Origin of the sequence: Roseovarius amoyensis, assembly GCF_003260265.1 — a bacterium.
GTDB classification, from domain to species: Bacteria; Pseudomonadota; Alphaproteobacteria; order Rhodobacterales; family Rhodobacteraceae; genus Roseovarius; species Roseovarius amoyensis.
In genome coordinates this window covers 110,753-130,571 of sequence record NZ_QITQ01000006.1, presented here as the reverse complement: position 1 = coordinate 130,571, position 19,819 = coordinate 110,753, and the positions used below count along the sequence as shown (strand labels likewise).

Genomic DNA, 19,819 nt, shown 5'->3' with positions numbered 1-19,819 from the left:
CTTATTCCTTGGGGGTGGCGGGGCGAATGCCCTCGCGCTTCAGGCGGTCGCGCAGAACCTCGATCTCGACCTCCAGATCCGAGGTATCGTCGTCGAGCAGCGCCCGCGTCTTGGCAGCAAAATTCCCTTCCAGATCGCTCAGCAGCGCGAAATAGTTTTCGCGCGCCGTGGCGTCGCGTGAATGGGCGTAGATGTCCGCGAACTTGGCCGTCGCGTCGCGTGCGCCCATCAGATAGACGGTCAGGTACTTGCGCGCCGCTGTCAGGTCGCGGGGGTCGTTTTCCACCGTGCGCAGCATTTCGCGCACGCTGGCCTGAAACCGCTCTACCCGGCCCTCGGCCTGACGATCGCCGGCACGCCGGACCGCATCCGCCATCGCCTTGAGATAGCTTTCGGCCTTGTCCACCGCACGCGCCACGCGGTCGGTCTGAAAGGCGTCTATCCCCTCCATCCCCTTGTCGCGAAGCGGGTCGAGCCCAAAGGCCATCACATGCAGCGCCGCACCCACCACCGCATAGATCACCGGCTCGAACGCCCCGCCGGCAGCGGCGAAACCGGCCAGGCCCAGCCCCAGGCCGGTGGCAATGCTGCCGGCGATCTTGCGCGGAAAGGCGGGGCGGCGGGCGACCTTGCGTGCCTCATAGGCCTCTTGCGCGCGCAGGCCCTCGCGCGTCAGCCAGGCCGCCAGCAGCAGTAACCCCAGCGCCGCAAGGTTCAGCACCAGCCCGGTCGGGCCGGATGTGAACGCCGCCCAGATCAGCGGCAGCGGGGCCAGAAACAGCAGGTTCACCCGCCCGCCCGCGCGGGTACGCACCGCACCGCGATAGGCACCTGGGTCAGTCACATGGCCGGGATCGGTCGGTCCATCCGGTCCGTCCTGCCCGTCGGGGCTGAACTTGCCGCCATAGCGCCGCGCCATCTAGAGCCCCCCCGCGACAGACACGTAGAGGATAAGAATGACGAGCAGGACAAAGGCGAGTTTCTGAAGCCCGGTTTCCGACATGCCTACCCTAACCAATCGCCTGACCGGTTCAAGTTAGGCTAAGGTGCGCCTGCTTTCTAGGGCTAAGATCGTTTGCGCGCGGCTATCTTGGGTCCGCACGCAGCACCGCACCGGGGTTCATGATGCCCGCAGGGTCGAGCGCGGCCTTGATTGCACGCATCGCCGACAGCTTGGCCGGATCGCCATAGCGTTCCAGATCGCCAACCTTGAGCCGCCCGATACCGTGCTCGGCGCTGACCGAACCGCCCATCGCGTGCACCAGGTCATGCACCGTGCGCTTGATGTCATCGCGCTGCCCGGCATAGCCGTCGCGCGACTGCCCACGGGGCGGGAACACGTTGAAATGCAGGTTGCCGTCGCCCAGATGCCCGAAACAGTTGATGCGGAACGGCCCCAGCGCGGCGATGGCGGCGTTGCCCTGTTCGATGAACTCGGCAATCGCGCCCAACGGCAGCGAAATGTCGTGCGAGCTGATTGCGCCGACACTGCGGTTGGCCTCGGGGATGCGCTCTCGCACCTCCCAGAAGTCGTGCCGCTGCGCCTGCGATTGCGCGACCAGCCCATCCTGCACCAGCCCGGCCTTGTACGCTTCGGCGAAAAGCGTCTCCAGCGCCGCCGCCGGGTCCAGCCCGCGCGCCAGCCCGATGTCGATCAGCACCGACCATTCGGGGGGCTCGGCAAAGGGCAGGCGGGTGTCGGGCAGAGTTTCGGCCAGGAAATCGAACCCGGTGCGGTGCATCAGCTCGAACGCCGAAATCCCTTCGCCCATGTGGTCACGCGCCATCTCCAGCAGGCTCAGCGCCGCGCCGGGCCCGGCGGTGGCCAGCAGCGCGGTGCCCTCGCCCACCGGGCGCGGGTACAGCTTGAGCGTGGCGGCGGTGATCACCCCCAGCGTGCCCTCGGACCCGACCAGCAGGTTGCGCAGGTCATAACCGGTGTTGTCCTTTCTCAGCCGCCGCAGGCCGTGAAAGACCTGCCCGTCGGGCATCACTGCCTCTAGCCCCAGGCACAGGTCGCGGGCATTGCCATAACGCAGCACGTTGACACCGCCGGCATTGGTCGCCAGCAGCCCGCCGATGCGCGCGCTGCCCTTGCTTGCGATCGACAGCGGGAAAAGACGCCCGCAACCCGCCGCGGCGTCGTGCACATCCGACAGGATCGCACCGGCCTCGACCTCGATCACGTTTTCCTCGGGCCAGATGCCGCGCACCTTGCGCATGCGTTCCAGGCTGAGGATCATCGGCGCCGGCCCGTCGGGCATGACCTGCCCGCCCACCAGGCCCGTGCCGCCGCCATAGGGCACCACCGGCACCCGCGCCTCTGCCGCCGCGCGGATGGCTGTCGCCACCTCTTCGGTGCTGCCGGGGGCCACCACCACGCCCGCCCTGCCGGTCCAGCGGCCGCGCGGCTCTTCCAGATAGGCCGGTGCGATCTCGCGCAGGGCGGCGGCGGGCAACAGGTCGCACAGGCGGGCGACAAAGCCGTCATCGGCGGGGCAAAGCGTCATCTCACAGCATCCTTTCCGGACCGGCAATGTCAGCGAAAGAGCCTCTTGAGCCCGCGCTCGACCTCGTCCTTCAGCTTTTCCTCCACCGCGTCTTCCAGCGCATCCTCGACCGATTCGCCCTCTTCGACCTCTACGCCCAGCTCGTCCTCGATGGCGCGGCGCACCTCTTCCTCGGCCTGCTGCTTCAGCTCTTCCTTTTCCTCGGCAAAGTTCAGGTCGATGGCTTTTTCCAGGTCGGGCTTGATCGAGGGGTCGGCCCAGGACCCGCGGATGCGCACCGGTATGGCCAGCCCGCTGCTGTTTTCACCCTCCAGCAGAACCGGGATAAACATATAGTCGATGCTGCGCTGCCCCAGGTCGATGGTGCCCTTGCCCTCGGCCCGCGCCAGCGGCAGCTTCATCACCAGGTCGTTGTTGGCCACAACGCCGCCATTCATCCTGAACGTGGCGCTCATCTCGTCAAAGATGGTGGTGCCGCCGGTCAGGTTGCCCCGTCGCATCAGCTTGTCCAGATCGAACCCCTTGATCACGCCATCAGCGGCCTTGAACGAACCTTCGCCGCTCAGGCTCGACATGATGGCCTGCTGGGTGCCGCCCACGCCCAGAAAGCTGACATGCCCCTCGGCGGTGCCGGTCAGGCGGGTCACGTCCGCCGCATCGGTCAGGAAGGTTTCGACATCAAGCCCTTCGGCCTTGAGGTCGCCGCCCACAGACAGGCCCGAGCGGTTGTTGATCACGAAATTGCCGGTGATCAGCGCCTCGTAGCCGCGCACCTCGCGCAGCTCGAATACCAGCCGCGAACGGTCGAGCGTGGCCAGGCTGCGTATCTTGCCGATCTTCAGATCGCCCAGGTCGATGCTGTCGGCCGAAAACGCCACCTGCCCGTCGGCCTGCGCCAGCGCGCTGGCGTCGATGGGCGTTTTCGACCATCCGGCCGGCGCGGCACCGCCGCCGCTGCCGCCGCCCTGCCCGGCCGCTGCGTCATCGCCACCGCTCAGCCCGGACAGGTCAAGCGCCCCGGCGTCAAGCTGTGCATTCACCTGCGGCCTGTCCCCGCCCAGCGCCACATCCGCCGCCCCGGTGATGCGGTTGCCCCGGTCAAGCGACAGCACCATGTCGCGCAACGCCAGTTGCGCCCCATCGACCAGGGTCAGCTGCGCCTGCGCGGCAATGCTACGGCCCAACCCCGGCGGGATCTCGGGCGCGGGCAGGCCCAGCCCGGTCAGGAACGCCGCCGTGTCGCTCAGATCGGCGGTCAGTTGCCCCTCGGCCGCGGCCGAGGCGCTTGCCCGCCCGGCAAAATGCACCTCACCCGCCTTGGCACTGACATCCACATCGACATCGCTTACCGCGCCGTCGATGAAGGCATCGAGCCGGTCAAGGTGACCCGTGATGCGCACCGGCTCACCCGCCGGGCGCAGGGTGATGTCGAAACTGGCACGGCCGCGGTATTCGGGCCAGCGCAGGTCGAAATCCATGCCCGTCATCTCGGTCAGCTTGCCGGTTCCGTGATCGGTATAGCGAAAGCTGGCATTGGTGATCAGCGCCCGGTCCAGCGTCAGCGCCAGCGCCTCGGACTGCGCCGGGGCGGCATCCGGCGCCGCCTGGCCCGATGGCGCGACGCCTTCAACCCCAAGTTCCCAGTTCACCCGCCCATCGGCGGCGCGTTCGAGGTTGATCACCGGGTCCGTCGCCTCCAACCCGGTGATGCGGATGTCGCCGCCCCACAGCACCTGCGGTTCGACCCCGATCTTGAGGCTTTCGGCGGTGAACATCGACCCGCCCTGCCCCCATTCGGCATTGGCGACGCTGACCGGGCCGGTCGCCACACCCAGCACCGGCCAAAAGCTGACACGGGTGTCGCCCTGCATCGTCACCTCGCGGCCGGTCAGGCGGGAAATCTGCTGTGCCGCGACCTTGGCGATGCGGTCGCCCGGCATCAGCAGCAGCGACCCGACCGCCACCACCGCAACGATCAGCAACAGACCGATTAACCGAAATATCCAACGCATAGCCGCCCGCCCTTTGTTTACGACGAATCTATGCGCGCGCGCGAACGGCAACAACACCTTTTCGCTTTGCCGCCACCGCAGCGACAGTCTATATCGCGCGGCATGAGCGCCAATCCCCCCGAGCTGCGCCCCGATATGGCACGCAGCCACCTGACCGAGACCCGCCGCCCCGGCCAGCCGGTGATCGGCATGGTTTCGCTTGGATGTCCCAAGGCGCTGGTCGACAGCGAACGCATCCTGACCCGCCTGCGCGCCGAGGGTTATGGCATCTCACCCGACTACGACGGTGCCGACGCGGTGATCGTGAACACCTGCGGATTCCTCGACAGTGCCAAGGCAGAAAGCCTGGACGCCATCGGCGAGGCGTTGCGCGAAAACGGCCGGGTGATCGTGACCGGCTGTCTGGGGGCAGAGCCCGATTTCATCACCGGCGCCCATCCCCGGGTGCTGGCGGTGACCGGCCCGCATCAATACGAACAGGTACTCGACGCGGTACATGCGGCCGTTCCGCCTGACCCCGACCCCTTTGTTGACCTGCTGCCTCCCGCGGGCGTCAGGCTGACGCCACGCCATTACAGTTACCTAAAGATTTCCGAGGGCTGCAATCACAAGTGCAGGTTCTGCATCATCCCGGACATGCGCGGGCGGCTGGCCTCTCGCCCCGCGCACGCGGTCCTGCGCGAGGCCGAGAAACTGGTCGAAAGCGGCGTGCGCGAGCTGCTGGTGATCAGCCAGGACACATCCGCCTATGGCGTTGACCTGAAACACGAAACCCGCAACGGCCATCGCGCCCACATCACCGATCTGGCGCGCGACCTTGGCAGTCTCGGCGCTTGGGTGCGGCTGCACTATGTCTATCCCTATCCGCATGTGCGCGACCTGGTGCCGCTGATGACCGAAGGTCTGATCCTGCCCTATCTCGACATCCCCTTTCAGCACGCCCACCCCGACACGCTGAAGCGCATGGCGCGGCCGGCGGCGGCGGCGAAAACCCTGGATGAAATAATGGCTTGGCGGGCGATCTGCCCCGATATCGCGCTCCGCTCGACATTCATCGTCGGCTATCCGGGCGAAACCGAGGCCGAGTTCCAGACATTGCTGGACTGGCTCGATGAGGCGCGTCTCGACCGGGTGGGATGTTTCAAGTACGAAAACGTGGCCGGGGCGCGGTCAAACGACCTGCCCGACCATATCCCCGAGCCTGTGAAAGAAGAGCGCTGGCAGCGGTTCATGGAAAAGGCGCAGGCCATTTCTGCGGATAAACTGGCCGCCAAGGTCGGAACCCGACAAGAGGTGATTGTCGATGATATCGACGCCGACGGCATCGCCACCTGTCGCACCCGCGCCGACGCGCCCGAGATCGACGGCTGTCTTTTCATCGACGAGGGCACCGATACCCTCGCCCCCGGCGACATCGTCACCGTTACGGTGGACGAGGCGTCGGAATACGACCTGTGGGGACAGCTGACGCCTTAGCGCGCGGTCATTGACCCGTATCAAGGCAATGGCAATATACGTGTGCATGATGGCGTCAGGCCGCGCCCGTGCGGCACAACCCGAAAAGGCGAGACCATGTTCACCAACAAGATCGACCTGTTCACGATTCTCGGCTTTCGCGTCAGCCTGGACCTGACCTGGTTCATTCTTGCGATCCTGATCGTGTGGTCGCTCGCCGGTGGCTATTTCCCCTCTGTGATCGAGGGGATTTCGACCGGTACCGCCGTTGCAATGGGTATCGCCGGGGCGTTGGGCTTGTTCGTTTCGATCATCCTGCACGAGTTTTCCCACGCCATCGTGGCGCGGCGTTACGATATTCAGATCAAGGGGATCACGCTGTTCATATTCGGCGGCGTCGCCGAGATGGAGGAAGAACCCCCCAGCGCCAAATCCGAATTCCTGATGGCCATCGCCGGCCCGATCATGAGCTTTTTCCTGGCGCTGGTGTTTCAAAGCATCGCCATGGCCCTGCCCGGCGCGATGGACGAGTCGACGCTGGTGGCGCTGTTTTCCTATCTGGCGCTGATCAACGCGGTGCTGGCGATCTTTAACCTTGTCCCCGCCTTTCCGCTGGATGGGGGCCGGGTGCTGCGGGCGGCAATCTGGTGGTGGACGGGTGACCTGGACCGCGCAACCCGCATCGGCGCCGGCACCGGGCGGTTCCTGGGCTCGGTCCTGGTGGCGCTCGGCTTCCTCAACGCGCTGACCGGCAACATTGTCGGCGGCATGTGGCAGGCGCTGATCGGGCTTTTCATCATCGGCGCCGCGCGATCGACCGAGACGCGATTGACGATGACCACCCTGCTGGAAGACATCCCCGTGCGCCGGCTGATGGTGGCGCACCCGATCACCGTGCCCGACGACACCCCGGTCGATTACCTGATCGAGAACTACTTTTACCGCTTCAACCACAAGGTCTTTCCGGTCCTGCGCGACGGCGTGCTGCTGGGCTGCGTGCGGCTGGACGATGTCGGCCCGGTTCCGCCCCAGGAGCGCGCCAGCCGCACCGCCGGCGACATACTGGCCGCCGACAGCGCCGCGCGCACCATCGGCCCCGACAGCCCGGTGCTGGAGGCGATGAAAGTCATGCAAACGCATAATGTCAGCCGCCTGATGGTGGCCGAGGCGGGCGAACTGATCGGCATGCTGACAATGCGCGACATCGTCGCCCATATCGGCATCCGCCGCGAACTGGGGGCGGCAACCGAAGCGCGCACTTGACATTCCATTTGCTGAATATCAAATACGCCCTTCGCAGGCCGCACCACGCCCCTGCCCCGCCGCCAACCGCAGGAGCACATGATCCATGCGTCTGACCCCTGCCCTTTGCGGGCTCTTCGTTCTTGCCTTCGCCGCCCACGCCGCTGAGGTCACCGTCGCGCCGGTCTCGGTGACCGAGTGGAAACCCGTCTATGGCCAGGTCGAGACGCGCGACCGCGTGCCCGCCCGTGCCCGCATCGGCGGCACCATCGTCGAACTGACCGTAACCGAGGGCGACCGGGTCAAGGCAGGCGCCACCATCGCGCGGATCGAGGACGTCAAGCTGGACTTTCAGATCGACGCGCTGGATGCCCGGCTGTCGGCGCTTGCCTCGAGGCTGGAAACCGCACGCGCCGAGCTGGCCCGCGGCGAGACGCTGATCGAACGCGGCGTCATCACCACCCAGCGGCTGGAAACGCTGCGCACCGACGTCAACGTGATCGAGGGCGAGATTTCCAGCATCAAAGCCGAACGCGCCGTTGTGCGCCGCCAGATCGAAGAGGGCCGCGTTCTGGCCCCCGACGCCGGCATCGTGCTGTCGGTTCCGCTTTCACGCGGCTCTGTCGTCACACCGGGCGAGGCGGTTGCCGAGATCGGCGGCGGCGGCGTCTTTCTGCGCCTTGCGGTGCCCGAACGCCACGCCACCGACCTGACCGAGGGCGACAGCATCGAGATCGGCGGCACCGGGGCGGGCCGCAGCGGCGTTCTGGCCCGGATCTATCCGCTGATCGAGGGCGGGCGCGTGCAGGCCGATGTCGAGGTCGAGGGCCTCGACCCCCGTTTCGTAGGCCGCCGCCTGCCGGTGCGCCTGCCGGTGGGCACGCGCGACGCGATCCTGGTGCCAGAGGCCGCGCTCAGCCGCGAGGGCGGGCTCGACTTCGTCACCGTCAGAACCGAGAGCGGCGAGATGCACCGCGCCATCGTGCCCGGCGCCGTGGCAGAGCATGACGGCACACAGATGCGCGAGATCCTGTCCGGGCTGACCCCCGGCGAGGTGGTGGTCATACCCGATGAGTGACCGCGACGACGCATCCCGAACCACGCTGGGGCTTGCGGGGTATCTGACGCAGGCCTTCATCGCATCGCCGCTGACGCCGCTCATCCTGCTGGCCGCGCTGGCGGTGGGGCTGCTGGCCCTTGTCGGCCTGCCGCGCGAGGAAGAGCCGCAGATTTCCGTGCCGATGGTCGACATCCTCTTGCGCGCCGACGGGCTGAAAGCCGAGGACGCGGTCAAGCTGGTCACCGAACCGCTGGAAACCATCGTCAAGGGCATCGGCGCGGTCGAACATGTCTATTCCGAAACCCGCGACGACGGCGCGATGGTGACCGCGCGCTTCGAGGTCGGCGTGCCCTCGGACACCGCCATCCTGCGGGTGCGCGACAAGATACTGGCCAACATGGACCGTATCCCCGTCGGCATCCCAGAGCCGCTGATCGTCGGGCGCGGCATCGACGACGTTGCCATCGTCACGCTCACCTTCAGCCCCGCGCCGGGCAACGCCGCGATCAGTGCCGCCGATCTCACCCGCATCGCGCGCGAGGTCGAGGTGCGGCTGGCACGGATCCAGGATGTGGGGCTGAGCTATCTCATCGGCGCCGAGGAAGAGGTGCTGCGCGTGGCCCCCGACCCGGCGCGCCTGGCGCTTTACGGCATCACCCTGCAACAGCTCGCCGGAAAGGTCGGCGGCGCCAACAGTTCCGCGCCGGCGGGCGATCTGCGCGACGGCGGCCAGCAGATCGACCTGATCATCGGCAAGACGCTGGCGACACCGGACGAGATCGGAAACCTGGAACTGACCGCGCGCGACGGGCGTACCGTCTATGTCCGCGACGTGGCCGATGTGGGCTTTGTCAGCGGCACCGACGAACGCCATGTCGCCACGCTGTCGCGCGATAGCGATGGCGAAATCACCCGCCGCCCCGCCGTCACCCTGGCCCTGGCCAAGCGATCCGGCGCCAACGCCGTTCTGGTGGCCGAAGAGATCCTTCACCGGCTCGACCAGATGAAGGGCAAGCTGATCCCCGACAGTGTCGAGGTCGAGGTCACCCGCGACTATGGCGAAACCGCCAATGAAAAGGCCAACGAGTTGCTGTTTCACCTCGGCCTCGCCACGATTTCGATCGTCGCGCTGGTCTGGCTGGCGATCGGCTGGCGCGAGGCGCTGGTCGTCGCGGTGGTGATCCCGGTCACGATCCTGCTGACGCTCTTTGCCGCCTGGATCATGGGGTACACGCTCAACCGCGTGTCGCTGTTCGCGCTGATCTTTTCCATCGGCATTTTGGTCGATGACGCCATCGTGGTGATCGAGAACATCGCCCGGCACTGGGGTCTCGAGCCGAAAAAGCCGCGCCTGACCGCCGCGGTCGAGGCGGTGGCAGAGGTCGGCAACCCCACCATCGTGGCCACGCTGACGGTGGTGGTGGCGCTGTTGCCGATGCTGTTCGTGTCGGGGATGATGGGCCCCTACATGAGCCCCATTCCCGCCAACGCCTCGGCGGCGATGATCTTTTCCTTCTTCGTGGCGGTGACGATCACGCCCTGGCTGATGCTGCGGATCGCGGGGCGCGCGCCGTTGCACCACGAAACCGGCGGCGGCTTTCCCGGCGGGCGGCTGGGGCGCTTCTATGCCGCCATCGCCCGGCCCGTTCTGGCCGGCAAGGGGCGCAGCGGGCTGTTTCTGGCGGGGGCGGCGGCGCTGTCGTTCGGCTCTCTGGGGTTGCTTTACACCAAGGACGTGGCGGTCAAGCTGCTGCCTTTTGACAACAAGTCCGAGCTGTCCATCGTCATCGACCTGCCCGAGGGCGCCAACGTCGAGGCGACCGATGCCATGTTGCAGGACGCCGCCCGCATCGCCATGACCCTGCCAGAGGTCGTCTCGGCCCAGACCCATGCCGGCGCGGCGTCTGCCTTCAACTTCAACGGGCTGGTGCGGCATTACTACATGCGGTCCTCGCCCGAGATGGGCGATGTGCAGCTGAACCTGCGCCCCAAGGACAGCCGCGAGCGCGCCAGCCACGACATCGCGCTGGAACTGCGTCAGCGGCTTTCAGCCCTGTCGATGCCCGAGGGCACCGTCGTCAAGGTGGTCGAGCCGCCCCCCGGCCCGCCGGTCATGGCCACCCTGCTGGCCGAGATTTATGGCCCCGACCCGGACACCCGCCGCGCTGTGGCCGAACGCGTGCGCACGGCATTCGAGTCGGTCGACTTCGTCGTGGACGTGGATGACAGCTATGGCACCCGCGCGCGGCGCATGCGGGCCGAACTGCGCCCCGCCGACCTGGATTTCTACCGCGTCGAAGAGGCGGACGTGTTGCAGACCCTGCGCCTGCTCAATGGTCCCAGCACGGTGGGCTATTCCCATCGCGGCGAGGGGCGGCGCCCGATCCCGATCATGGTCGAGCGCCCCAAGTCCCAGCGGGTGATGGACGCCGCCACGCTGTCGACGCCGGTGCCGGCCAACGCCCTGCCCGGCGGGCGCGGCGTGGTCGAACTGGGCGACGTGGTCAACATCGTGCAGGAACGCGCCTCTTATCCGATCTTCCGCCATAACGGCTATGACGCGATCATGGTCACGGGCGAACTGGCCGGCACGTTCGAGGCGCCGCTTTACGGCATGATCGAGGTGGCCAGAACGCTGGACGCGATGGACTGGTCCGACCTGCCGAAACCGAAGATCAGCCTGCACGGCCAGCCCGAAAACACCAACACCCCGACCCTGCTCTGGGACGGCGAATGGGAGGTCACCTGGGTCACCTTCCGCGACATGGGCGCGGCATTCGCGGTGGCGCTCTTGGGCATCTACATCCTGGTCGTGGCGCAATTCGGCAGCTTCCGCCTGCCGCTGGTGATCCTGACGCCGGTGCCGCTGACATTTCTCGGCATCATGGCCGGGCACTGGCTTTTCGGCGCGCCGTTCTCGGCCACCTCAATGATCGGCTTCATCGCGCTGGCCGGCATCATCGTGCGCAACTCGATCCTGCTGGTCGATTTCATCCGCCACGCCGACCCCGGCGGCAAGGTTACCGTCGAAACCCTGATCGAGGCCGGCGCGACACGGTTCAAGCCGATCCTGCTGACCGCGCTGGCGGCGATGATCGGCGCGGCGGTGATCCTGACCGACCCGATCTTTCAGGGGTTGGCGATCTCGCTGCTGTTCGGGCTGTTGTCATCGACCGCGCTGACGGTGCTGGTCATCCCGGCGATCTATCGCATCGCCAAGACCTGAGGGGCGCCTTACCCCTCCTTCGCGGCGGCAAAGACCACCGGACAGCGCGCCGCCTCGACCACCCGCGCGGCGGGCGGCAGGGTGGCGGGGTCGGCCGCGACGATCACCGCTGCCGGGCTGAGCGCGCCCAGCCGCTGCAACAGCTCGTCCGGGCCGTGATAGACCTCGCCTGCCGCGCGCGCGGGCTGCTGCGCCCCCTCCGACAGGATGACGAGGTGCTTTTTCATCCCCGCCGCCAGCGACGCGGCAAAGCCGGGCACGTCGCGGCCCTGCCCGAGCACCAGCACCACGCTGCCACTGTCGCCCACCGCGCGGCGATAGCCGAACACCGCCACCCCGCCCGGGCCGGCGGCCTTTTGCACCGCGTCCCACAACCGTCCCTCGGTGGCCTGGAATTCGGCCGCGACCCGCGCCAGACGCGCAGCGCCACCCAGCCGCTCGGCAAAGCGGCGGGCATCGGCGCGATAGGCCCGCAGCAGCGCCGTTTCGGTCACTTCGGATGCCGGTTCGCCCGTGAACGAAATCGTGCGCGCCCGGAACACCCGCACCGCGCTGAGGCTGGCCTCTTCGCGCACCAGCAGCCCGTGCAGTTCGGCCCCCGCATGGCGCGCGAGTTCCACCGCGATGTGCAGCCCGCCCTCGGCATCGGCGAAACAGGTTGCCCCCAGCACCACGCGCCGCCGGGCGTGCCCGGCCGTGTAGTCAGCGCTGCTCTGCGGAACCATTGCGCGCCTCCCTGGCAAAGCGTCTGCGGATGTCGGCAAACGCGGTCAGCCGCGCCTCGACCCGCGCGTTGAGACTGCCCTCGGGGAAGGCGTCGTCGGGGCCCCGTTCGCCCGGCTCCAGCCCGGTCAGCACAGCCAGCCCGTCCGCGATCGTCGTCATCGGGATGATGCGAAACTGCCCCGCCTCAACCGCGTCGACCACCCGCTGGCGCAGGCACAGGTTCTTGACGTTCGAGGCCGGGATCAGCACGCCCTGCGAGCCCGTCAGCCCCCGCGCGGCACAGATGTCGAAGAAGCCTTCGATCTTTTCGTTGACCCCGCCGATGGGCTGGATGTCGCCGAACTGGTTGACCGAGCCGGTGATCGCAAAGGACTGGTCTATCGGCGCCTCGGCCAGCGCCGACAACAGCGTGATGAGTTCCGCCGCCGAGGCGCTGTCGCCGTCGACGCCGCCATAGCTTTGCTCGAACACCAGGCTGGCCCACAGCGACATCGGGGCGGTGGTGGCATAGGTGGCGGCAAGATAGCCCTGCAGGATCAGCATGCCCTTGGAATGGATCGGCCCGCCGAGTTCCGTCTCGCGCTCGATATCGACCACCTTGCCGGCACCCGGCCGCACCCGCGCCGTCAGCCGCGACGGGCGGCCGAACATGTAGCCGCCGATCTGCAGCACCGACAGGGCGTTGATCTGACCCACCCGCGCGCCGTCGGTGTCGATCAGCATGGTGCCGCGGGTGATCGCCTCGTGGCTGAGCTCGCGCAGCCGCCCGGCGCGGCGTTCGCGCTCGGCCGTCACTGTGTCGATGTCGGCGGCAGAGATATGGGCCGCCTTGCGCTGAGCGGCCCAGAAATCGGCCTCTTGTATGAAATCTGTCAGGAACCCGGTATTGAGCGACAGGCGTTCGGCATCACCCGTGGCGCGCAGGCTTTCGCGCATCAGCGCGGCGACGGCGCCGGCCTCCAGAGGGCGCGCATCCACCCGGCGCGCCAGCCCGGCGATCAGCCGGGCATAGCCCGTGCGGTTTTCGTCAGCCAGCGGCAGGTGATCGTCGAAATCGGCCTCCAGCTTGAAAAGCTGGGGAAAATCCGGGTCCAGCGCCGACAGCAGGTAATAGTGCTGGCGCTCACCAATCAGGATCACCCGCACCTTCAGCGGCACCGGTTCGGGTTTCAGCGACACGGTCGAAAGCAGGCCCATCCGCTCACCCGCCGAATAGATCGGGATTTCGCCGGTGCGCAGGCAGCGTTTGAGCGCATCCCACGCCATCGGCTCGCTCAGCACCCTGAGCGCATCGAGAACCAGATAGCCGCCATTGGCGCGGTGCAGCGCGCCGGGCTTGATCATGGTGAAGTTGGTGACCAGCGCCCCCATCTGCGAGACGTATTCGACCCGCCCGATCAGGTTGTCCAGCGTCGGCAGGTCCTCGACCACCACCGGCGCGCCGGTCTCCTGCTTGCCGTTCGAGACCATGACGTTGACCGTGTAGGGCTGAAACTGCTCCTTTGTGACATGCGGCGACGTGGCGACAGGGAAGGACGGGCCGGCCTCCTCTCCCGCGGGGCGTTGCATGAACAGGCCGGCATTCTCGATCAGGTGGTCGCGCACCCGGTCGAGATGTTCCACCACCCGTTCCTGCCCGGCGAACGCCTCGCGCACCCCGGCGATGGCGGCATCGACCCCCTGCCGTGCCAGTCCGGAATTCAGTTCCTCGACCTCCTGGCGGTGGGCCTTTTGCTGCTTGGGCAGGGCGCGCAGCACCTCGGACAGCTTTTCCTGGATCTCCTCCATCGCGGCGTCCAGTGCCTCGCGCTCTGCGTCCGACAGTGCTTCGTACTGCTCCTTGGTCATCACCTCGTCGCCGTGCATCCCGGCGAAGGTGAACCCCATGGGCGTTCTGATGATCGCCACCTTGCGCGCGCGGGCCTCTTCGAAGACAGCGCTCATCGCCTCTTCATGGGTCGAGGCAAAGGCCTCTTCGATGGCGCGGCGGCGGGTCTGGTAGTCGTCCGATTCGAACAGCGCGGGGATGTCGGCAGCCAGATCGTCGATCAGTTCTTCCATCGCCTTGCGGAAACGTTCCGCATCCCCCGGCGGCAACGCGATGGCGATGGGCTTGTGCGGGGCGTCGAAGTTGTTGACATAGACCCAGTCCCGCGGGCTGGGCCTGCCGCTGGCGGCATCGGCCAGGATCGCCCGCGTGATCCGGTGGCGGCCGCTGCCGGGGTTGCCCATCACGAAGGCGTTGAAATCGCCCTGCTCCATCGCCGCGGCCATGCGCATGACCCCGATACTGCGGTCCTGTCCCAGCCAAGCACCCAGCGGTTCCACCGATCGGGTGGTGTCGAAATCGAATTCCGATTCCGAGACCGGGGCGCGCAACGCCTCGGGCGGCAGGGCGGCGGGTTGGTCGGGCTGCGGCATGTGGGGCTCCGCTATCATGTTGCGTTGGGGGCGCGGCGCGAATTGCAGCCGCACGGGTGTGTCGCACGCAAGCTATGCCCACCGCGGGCGCACCGCAAGCATGCGCTTCAGGGCAGGTGATCCGCCGCCGCGCCGTTTCGCCCCCGCTTCCAAGTCACCACGGCAGGTTCCACCAGCCCGGCGCAGACGATCAGCACCCCCGCCAGCAGCGCGATCACCCCGGGGCCTTTTGACTCCCGCTTTCCCGATTGCGCGAATCGGCCACCAGAAAAGGCCGAATGCCAGGCCGGCACAAAGCCCGGTCAGCACGACCAGCCGGACCTGTTGGTCGGGGTTTCCGTTTCGTGGTTCTCAGCGTTCGGGATCACGTCCGATCAGGGCCACCGGCGCATCCGGCGCGCGTTCGAAGTCCGCCGGCGGGGCGGTGACCGGTTCGGTCACGCGCTTGTATTCGAAACGCACCGCTTCGCCGCCGTCCTCTTCTTCCGCAGCGACGATCAGGCAATCGGCGATCAGCCGCGCACCATCGTACAGCGTCACATGCCCGCGCAGATGCCCGGCAACCTGCCGGGTGACGGCGAACCCATCCTCCCACGCGCCCAGCACGGGGTATTCATCCTCTCCCGCCCGCACCCGCAGGCGGTGACCCTTGCGCCAGGCCCGCTTGCGGGCCTCTTCCAGGCCGGCCTGGATTTCCGGCGGCAAATAATCCTGCATGGTCTCATCCAAAGCGTTTCGTTTCCCTGAACCGTAGCGCCACGGGATAGGGAGTCACGATGCTTTGCCAGCCCGGGCCGATTTCGACTCCAGGCTGTGGCTTTCCAGCGCAGGGGTGCGGACACGCAGGCCCACGGCACCTGCCGCCCTGCTTCTTTCTGGTCTCAAATACCCGACCCCCGACCCCATGTGCGCAACCGCACCGGCGCTGCGCGGGTGCGCAACTGGGCGGGGCCGGCACCAGAGCCTAGCTTTGTGGCAGGAAACGCCGCGAAAGGAGGCCGCCAATGGGACTGCTGGTCAAAGGGCAATGACACGACAAGTGGTACGATACCGAATCAACCGGGGGCGAGTTCGTTCGCTCGGGCGCCAAGTTCCGCAACTGGATCACGCCCGACGGCCGGCCCGGCCCTTCTGGCGAGGGCGGGTTCGCGGCAGAAAGCGGGCGCTATCACCTTTATGTCTCGCTTGCCTGCCCCTGGGCGCATCGCACGCTGATCTTTCGCGTGCTCAAGGGGCTTGAGGGGCACATCGGCGTCTCGGTCGTGCATCCCGATATGCTGGCCGAGGGGTGGGAATTTCGAACCGACTTTCCCGGCGCGACGAGTGACACGCTCTATGGTCTGCGCTACCTGCGCGAGCTTTACCTCAAGGCTGACCCCGGGCTGTCGGGCCGGGTGACGGTGCCGGTGCTTTGGGACCGGAGCCGCGAAACCATCGTCTCGAACGAAAGCGCCGAGACCATCCGCATGCTGAATTCGGCCTTCGACCACATCACGGGCAACACTGACGACTACTGGCCCGCGCCGCTGCGCGACCAGATCGATGCGGTGAACATACGCGTCTACGACACCCTCAACAACGGCGTCTACAAGGCCGGCTTTGCCACTACCCAGGCAGCCTATGATGCAGCCATTCATCCGCTCTTCGACACGCTCGACTGGCTGGAAGATCGGCTGGGCCGGGGCCGCTATCTGATGGGCGACACGCTGACCGAGGCCGACTGGCGGCTCTTCACCGCGCTGATCCGCTTTGACGCGGTCTATCACACCCATTTCAAGTGCAACCGCGCGCGGATCGTCGATTACCCCAACCTCTGGGGCTATCTGCGCGAACTTTACCAGTGGCCGGGGGTGCGCCAGACGGTGGATTTCGACCACATCACCCGGCACTATTACGTCAGCCAGCGCACGGTGAACCCGCATGCGATCGTGCCGATCGGCCCCCGACCCGATTTCGATGCGCCGCACGGGCGGGGATAGGGGGAAGTGAACCCACTCCTGCTGCGCTCGCGCGGCATCAGGGCCGCAGGCCGCCGCACGCAAGCGAGAGGCGCAGCAGGCGATTTTCGCCCCCGAATCCCTTGACGCCTGTGCCCCTTGGACGTAAAGACCGACAACGGAATTCGGGGCGCCGCCGCTTGCGGTGCCCATTTGCATTGCCGGGCACCCCATGTGCCCAGCCAAGGACGAGGATGATCCAAATGTCGCGTGTCTGCGAACTGACCGGAAAAGGCCCGATGGTTGGCAACAATTCCAGCCACGCCAAGAACAAGACCAGGCGGCGCTATTTGCCGAACCTCAACGACGTGACGCTTCAGTCCGAAATGCTGGGCCGCGGCATCAAGATGCGGATCTCGGCCGCCGCGCTGCGCAGCGTCGATCACCGCGGCGGGCTGGATGCCTTCCTGGCCAAGGCCAAGGATACCGAGCTGTCGGCGAACGCGCTGAAGGTCAAGAAAGAGATCGCCAAGGCCAAGGCCGCGACCGCCTGAGGGTGACGCGCCGCCACTGGCCGGCCAAAGGCCCCGTCGCTTGCGGCGGGGCCTTGTCGTTTCAGCCCAGAAGTTCCGCCACCCATTCCGGCACGACCTCGCTTGCCCGGCCCTGCCGATGCTCGTGGAAATCGGCAGAGGCGGCAGACGGTTCAAGGTTCAGCTCGACCGTGTGTGCGCCCATCTCGTGCGCCAGCCGCGCAAAGCCCGCCGCCGGCCAGACCTGCCCCGAGGTGCCGATGGCGGCAAATATCTCGGCCCCTGCCAGCGCCGCCTCGATCCGGTCCATGCCGTAGGGCATTTCCCCGAACCAGACCACGTCGGGCCGCGTCAACGCCGCACCGCACCCAGGGCAGACATCCTGCGCCGACATCTGTTCCGGCGCGTCCCAGCGCGCGCCACAGGCACGGCACAGCGCGCGCGACAGCTCACCATGCATGTGCAGCACGTTGCGGCTGCCGGCGGCCTCGTGCAGGGCGTCGATGTTCTGGGTGACGATCAGAACCTCGCCCGCGCGCGCATCCTCCAGCCGCGCCAGCGCCCGGTGCGCCGGGTTGGGCCGGGCCGCAGCCACCTGTGCCCGCCGCGCATTATAGAATTCGTGCACCAGGACAGGGTCGCGGGCAAAGCCCTCGGGCGTGGCGACATCCTCCAGCGGGTACTGTTCCCACAGTCCGCCGGCGCCGCGAAAGGTGCCCAGCCCGCTTTCGGCGGAAATTCCCGCCCCGGTGAGAATGACGATCTTTTCCATGATCCCTGATTGCCTTATCAAACCCGCCATGACCAACCGTATCCTGTTCGTCTGCCTTGGCAATATCTGCCGTTCGCCCGCCGCCGAGGGGGTGTTTCGCGCGCTCGCCCCAGAGGTCGCAACCGACAGCTGCGGCACCGGCGGCTGGCATGTGGGCGAGCCGCCCTATGGCCCGATGCAGGCCGCCGCCCGCGCCCGTGGTCATGACATCTCGGACCTGCGCGCGCGCCAGTTCACGCCCGACGATTTCGACCGCTTCGACCTGATCGTGGCGATGGACGCCGCCAACCAGCAAGAAATAGAGACCCGGCGCCCCACCGGCAACACCACGCCGGTGCGCCTGCTGACCGATTTCGCGCCCGAAACGGGCGCAGACCACGTTCCCGACCCCTATTACACCCGCGATTTCGACGGCGTCCTGGACCTGATCGAGACCGCGGCGCGGGGCCTCAAAGCCAGCCTTCAGCCCGGCTAGGGCGGCTCGTTCAGCTTTCCCGAAGCACGCCTTCGGCGGGCGGAAAAACAGGGGGCGCGCGGCGCGGTGCCCCTTGCCGGGCAGCTCCCTGCACCCACAGGATAGGGCGAGGAGAGACGCCCATGCCAGTGATCACGCTGAAATCCGCCGCCCCCCGGCCACCGCAGGCGGATGCCGACGTCACCGACATGGTGGCAGTCATGCTGACGCGGTTGCGCGTCGGCGGGGCGCAGGTGGCGCTGGAATACGCCCGCCGACTGGATGGCTGGGACGGGCCGATCACCGTGCCCGCCGCGCGCATCGATGACGCCGCCGACGAGGTGTCGCAGCAGCTGCGCGACGATATCCGCTGGGCGCATGACAACATCTCGCGCTTTGCTGCCGCCCAGCGCGCCACGGCGCAGGACATGGAAATCGAACTGCGCCCGGGCCTGTTTGCCGGTCAGCGGCAGATCTCGGTAAGGGCAGCGGGCTGTTACGTGCCGGGCGGGCGGTACACGCATATCGCCTCGGCGCTGATGTCCATCGCCACCGCGCGCGAGGCCGGGGTGCCCGATATCACCGCCTGTTCTCCTCCCTCCGGGGCGGGGGGCATCCCGGCTGCGATGCTCTATGCGATGCACCTTGCGGGGGCGACGCGCATCCTGACCATCGGCGGGGTGCAGGGCATCGCGGCGATGGCGCTGGGGCTGTTCGGCGCCCCGCCCGCCGACATTCTTGTCGGCCCCGGCAACGCCTATGTCGCCGAGGCCAAGCGCCAGCTTTTCGGCCCGGTCGGCATCGACATGTTCGCAGGCCCCACCGACAGCCTGATCCTGGCCGACGACAGCGCCGACCCCGAACTGGTCGCCGCCGACCTGGTGTCGCAGGCCGAACACGGCGCCACCTCGCCGGTATGGCTGGCCACCACCAGCCGCCCCCTGGCCGAAGCGGTGCTGGCGCGGGTTCCGGCGCTGATCGCCACGCTGCCCGATCCCAACCGCAGCGCAGCTGAAACGGCCTGGCGCGACCTGGGCGAGGTGGCCCTGTGCGCCAGTGCCGAGGAAATGGCCCGTCACGCCGACGACCGCGCGCCCGAACACCTGCATGTGCAGGCGCGCGACCTGGCCTGGTGGCGGGAAAGGCTGGCGGCCTATGGTTCGCTATTTCTGGGGGCCGAGACGACCGTGGCCTTCGGCGACAAGGCGGCGGGGCCAAACCATGTGCTGCCCACCTCTGGCGCGGCGCGCTATACTGGCGGGCTGTCGGTGCACAAGTTTCTCAAGACCGTGACCTGGCAGGAGGTACGCGCCAAGGCGCTGCCCGACCTGGCCCGCGTCACCGCCGCGATCAGCCGGCAAGAGGGGATGGAAGGCCACGCCCGCAGCGCCGATATCCGCCTGAATCGGTTCGGCGGGCTGGACAGAAAGGGCCGAATGCGCAAGCTGGCCGCAAATGACCAAGGATAGTT

Annotated in this window: 14 protein-coding genes and 1 pseudogene; 8 read left to right on the top strand and 7 right to left on the bottom strand. The window is 67.4% G+C overall.

Going from position 1 to position 19,819, the window contains the following annotated elements; genetic code table 11:
• Position 1: 1 nt before the first annotated feature.
• From DL899_RS07635 to DL899_RS07625, 3 genes are all read right to left on the bottom strand, one after another.
• A complete protein-coding gene (locus DL899_RS07635) occupies positions 2-919 on the bottom strand; it encodes a 5-bromo-4-chloroindolyl phosphate hydrolysis family protein (RefSeq protein WP_111733482.1) in 918 nt (305 codons plus the stop codon).
• A gap of 166 nt (positions 920-1,085) precedes the next feature.
• On the bottom strand, positions 1,086-2,510 hold the full coding sequence (locus DL899_RS07630) for an FAD-binding oxidoreductase (RefSeq protein ID WP_111733480.1): 1,425 nt from the start codon (positions 2,508-2,510) through the stop codon (positions 1,086-1,088).
• 29 nt (positions 2,511-2,539) lie between these two features.
• Positions 2,540-4,522, bottom strand: a complete 1,983-nt coding sequence (locus DL899_RS07625; protein WP_111733478.1) for an AsmA family protein — start codon at positions 4,520-4,522, stop codon at positions 2,540-2,542.
• 102 nt (positions 4,523-4,624) lie between these two features.
• On the opposite strand from DL899_RS07625, the gene rimO reads away from it, so the two are divergent.
• From rimO to DL899_RS07605, 4 genes are all read left to right on the top strand, one after another.
• The gene (rimO, locus tag DL899_RS07620; RefSeq protein ID WP_111733476.1) at positions 4,625-5,998 is read left to right on the top strand and encodes a 30S ribosomal protein S12 methylthiotransferase RimO; all 1,374 of its coding nucleotides are present in this window, start codon (positions 4,625-4,627) and stop codon (positions 5,996-5,998) included.
• A 96-nt stretch (positions 5,999-6,094) separates the two neighbouring features.
• Positions 6,095-7,240: a site-2 protease family protein gene (locus DL899_RS07615; protein WP_111733474.1), complete on the top strand. Its 1,146-nt coding sequence runs from the start codon at positions 6,095-6,097 to the stop codon at positions 7,238-7,240.
• 85 nt (positions 7,241-7,325) lie between these two features.
• Complete coding sequence (locus DL899_RS07610; RefSeq protein WP_111733472.1) at positions 7,326-8,297, top strand: efflux RND transporter periplasmic adaptor subunit; 972 nt, start codon at positions 7,326-7,328, stop codon at positions 8,295-8,297.
• Positions 8,290-11,505, top strand: a complete 3,216-nt coding sequence (locus tag DL899_RS07605) for an efflux RND transporter permease subunit (RefSeq protein WP_111733470.1) — start codon at positions 8,290-8,292, stop codon at positions 11,503-11,505. Before DL899_RS07610 ends, DL899_RS07605 begins: the two co-directional genes overlap by 8 nt.
• Positions 11,506-11,513: 8 nt before the next feature.
• Here the strand turns inward: DL899_RS07605 and DL899_RS07600 are convergent, their stop codons facing one another.
• From DL899_RS07600 to DL899_RS07590, 3 genes are all read right to left on the bottom strand, one after another.
• On the bottom strand, positions 11,514-12,230 hold the full coding sequence (locus DL899_RS07600; protein WP_111733468.1) for a hypothetical protein: 717 nt from the start codon (positions 12,228-12,230) through the stop codon (positions 11,514-11,516).
• Positions 12,208-14,652, bottom strand: coding sequence for a Lon protease family protein (locus tag DL899_RS07595; RefSeq protein ID WP_239494637.1), 2,445 nt, complete (start codon positions 14,650-14,652; stop codon positions 12,208-12,210). The genes DL899_RS07600 and DL899_RS07595 overlap by 23 nt, the downstream gene beginning before the upstream one ends.
• A gap of 351 nt (positions 14,653-15,003) precedes the next feature.
• The gene (locus DL899_RS07590; protein ID WP_111733588.1) at positions 15,004-15,369 is read right to left on the bottom strand and encodes a hypothetical protein; all 366 of its coding nucleotides are present in this window, start codon (positions 15,367-15,369) and stop codon (positions 15,004-15,006) included.
• 287 nt (positions 15,370-15,656) lie between these two features.
• Here DL899_RS07590 and DL899_RS07585 point away from each other — a divergent pair.
• Positions 15,657-16,631: pseudogene (locus DL899_RS07585) on the top strand (glutathione S-transferase family protein).
• A gap of 221 nt (positions 16,632-16,852) precedes the next feature.
• On the top strand, positions 16,853-17,143 hold the full coding sequence (gene rpmB / locus DL899_RS07580; RefSeq protein WP_111733586.1) for a 50S ribosomal protein L28: 291 nt from the start codon (positions 16,853-16,855) through the stop codon (positions 17,141-17,143).
• Between the two features lie 61 nt (positions 17,144-17,204).
• On the opposite strand, the gene DL899_RS07575 is transcribed toward rpmB, so the two are convergent.
• Entirely contained in the window at positions 17,205-17,894 is a 690-nt protein-coding gene (locus DL899_RS07575) for an NAD-dependent deacylase (RefSeq protein ID WP_111733466.1), read from the bottom strand.
• Between the two features lie 28 nt (positions 17,895-17,922).
• Between DL899_RS07575 and DL899_RS07570 the strand changes: the two genes are divergently transcribed.
• Both DL899_RS07570 and hisD read left to right on the top strand, forming a co-directional pair.
• A complete protein-coding gene (locus DL899_RS07570) occupies positions 17,923-18,369 on the top strand; it encodes a low molecular weight protein-tyrosine-phosphatase (protein ID WP_111733584.1) in 447 nt (148 codons plus the stop codon).
• A gap of 122 nt (positions 18,370-18,491) precedes the next feature.
• A complete protein-coding gene (hisD, locus tag DL899_RS07565) occupies positions 18,492-19,817 on the top strand; it encodes a histidinol dehydrogenase (RefSeq protein ID WP_111733464.1) in 1,326 nt (441 codons plus the stop codon).
• Positions 19,818-19,819 lie beyond the last annotated feature (2 nt).

Bases quoted from the DNA above. Each gene is read 5' to 3' on its own strand.
- DL899_RS07635 (WP_111733482.1), bottom strand. From the start codon at position 919: ATGGCGCGGCGCTATGGCGGCAAGTTCAGCCCCGACGGGCAGGACGGA.
- DL899_RS07630 (WP_111733480.1), bottom strand. From the start codon at position 2,510: ATGACGCTTTGCCCCGCCGATGACGGCTTTGTCGCCCGCCTGTGCGAC.
- DL899_RS07625 (WP_111733478.1), bottom strand. From the start codon at position 4,522: ATGCGTTGGATATTTCGGTTAATCGGTCTGTTGCTGATCGTTGCGGTG.
- rimO (WP_111733476.1), top strand. From the start codon at position 4,625: ATGAGCGCCAATCCCCCCGAGCTGCGCCCCGATATGGCACGCAGCCAC.
- DL899_RS07615 (WP_111733474.1), top strand. From the start codon at position 6,095: ATGTTCACCAACAAGATCGACCTGTTCACGATTCTCGGCTTTCGCGTC.
- DL899_RS07610 (WP_111733472.1), top strand. From the start codon at position 7,326: ATGCGTCTGACCCCTGCCCTTTGCGGGCTCTTCGTTCTTGCCTTCGCC.
- DL899_RS07605 (WP_111733470.1), top strand. From the start codon at position 8,290: ATGAGTGACCGCGACGACGCATCCCGAACCACGCTGGGGCTTGCGGGG.
- DL899_RS07600 (WP_111733468.1), bottom strand. From the start codon at position 12,230: ATGGTTCCGCAGAGCAGCGCTGACTACACGGCCGGGCACGCCCGGCGG.
- DL899_RS07595 (WP_239494637.1), bottom strand. From the start codon at position 14,652: ATGCCGCAGCCCGACCAACCCGCCGCCCTGCCGCCCGAGGCGTTGCGC.
- DL899_RS07590 (WP_111733588.1), bottom strand. From the start codon at position 15,369: ATGCAGGATTATTTGCCGCCGGAAATCCAGGCCGGCCTGGAAGAGGCC.
- rpmB (WP_111733586.1), top strand. From the start codon at position 16,853: ATGTCGCGTGTCTGCGAACTGACCGGAAAAGGCCCGATGGTTGGCAAC.
- DL899_RS07575 (WP_111733466.1), bottom strand. From the start codon at position 17,894: ATGGAAAAGATCGTCATTCTCACCGGGGCGGGAATTTCCGCCGAAAGC.
- DL899_RS07570 (WP_111733584.1), top strand. From the start codon at position 17,923: ATGACCAACCGTATCCTGTTCGTCTGCCTTGGCAATATCTGCCGTTCG.
- hisD (WP_111733464.1), top strand. From the start codon at position 18,492: ATGCCAGTGATCACGCTGAAATCCGCCGCCCCCCGGCCACCGCAGGCG.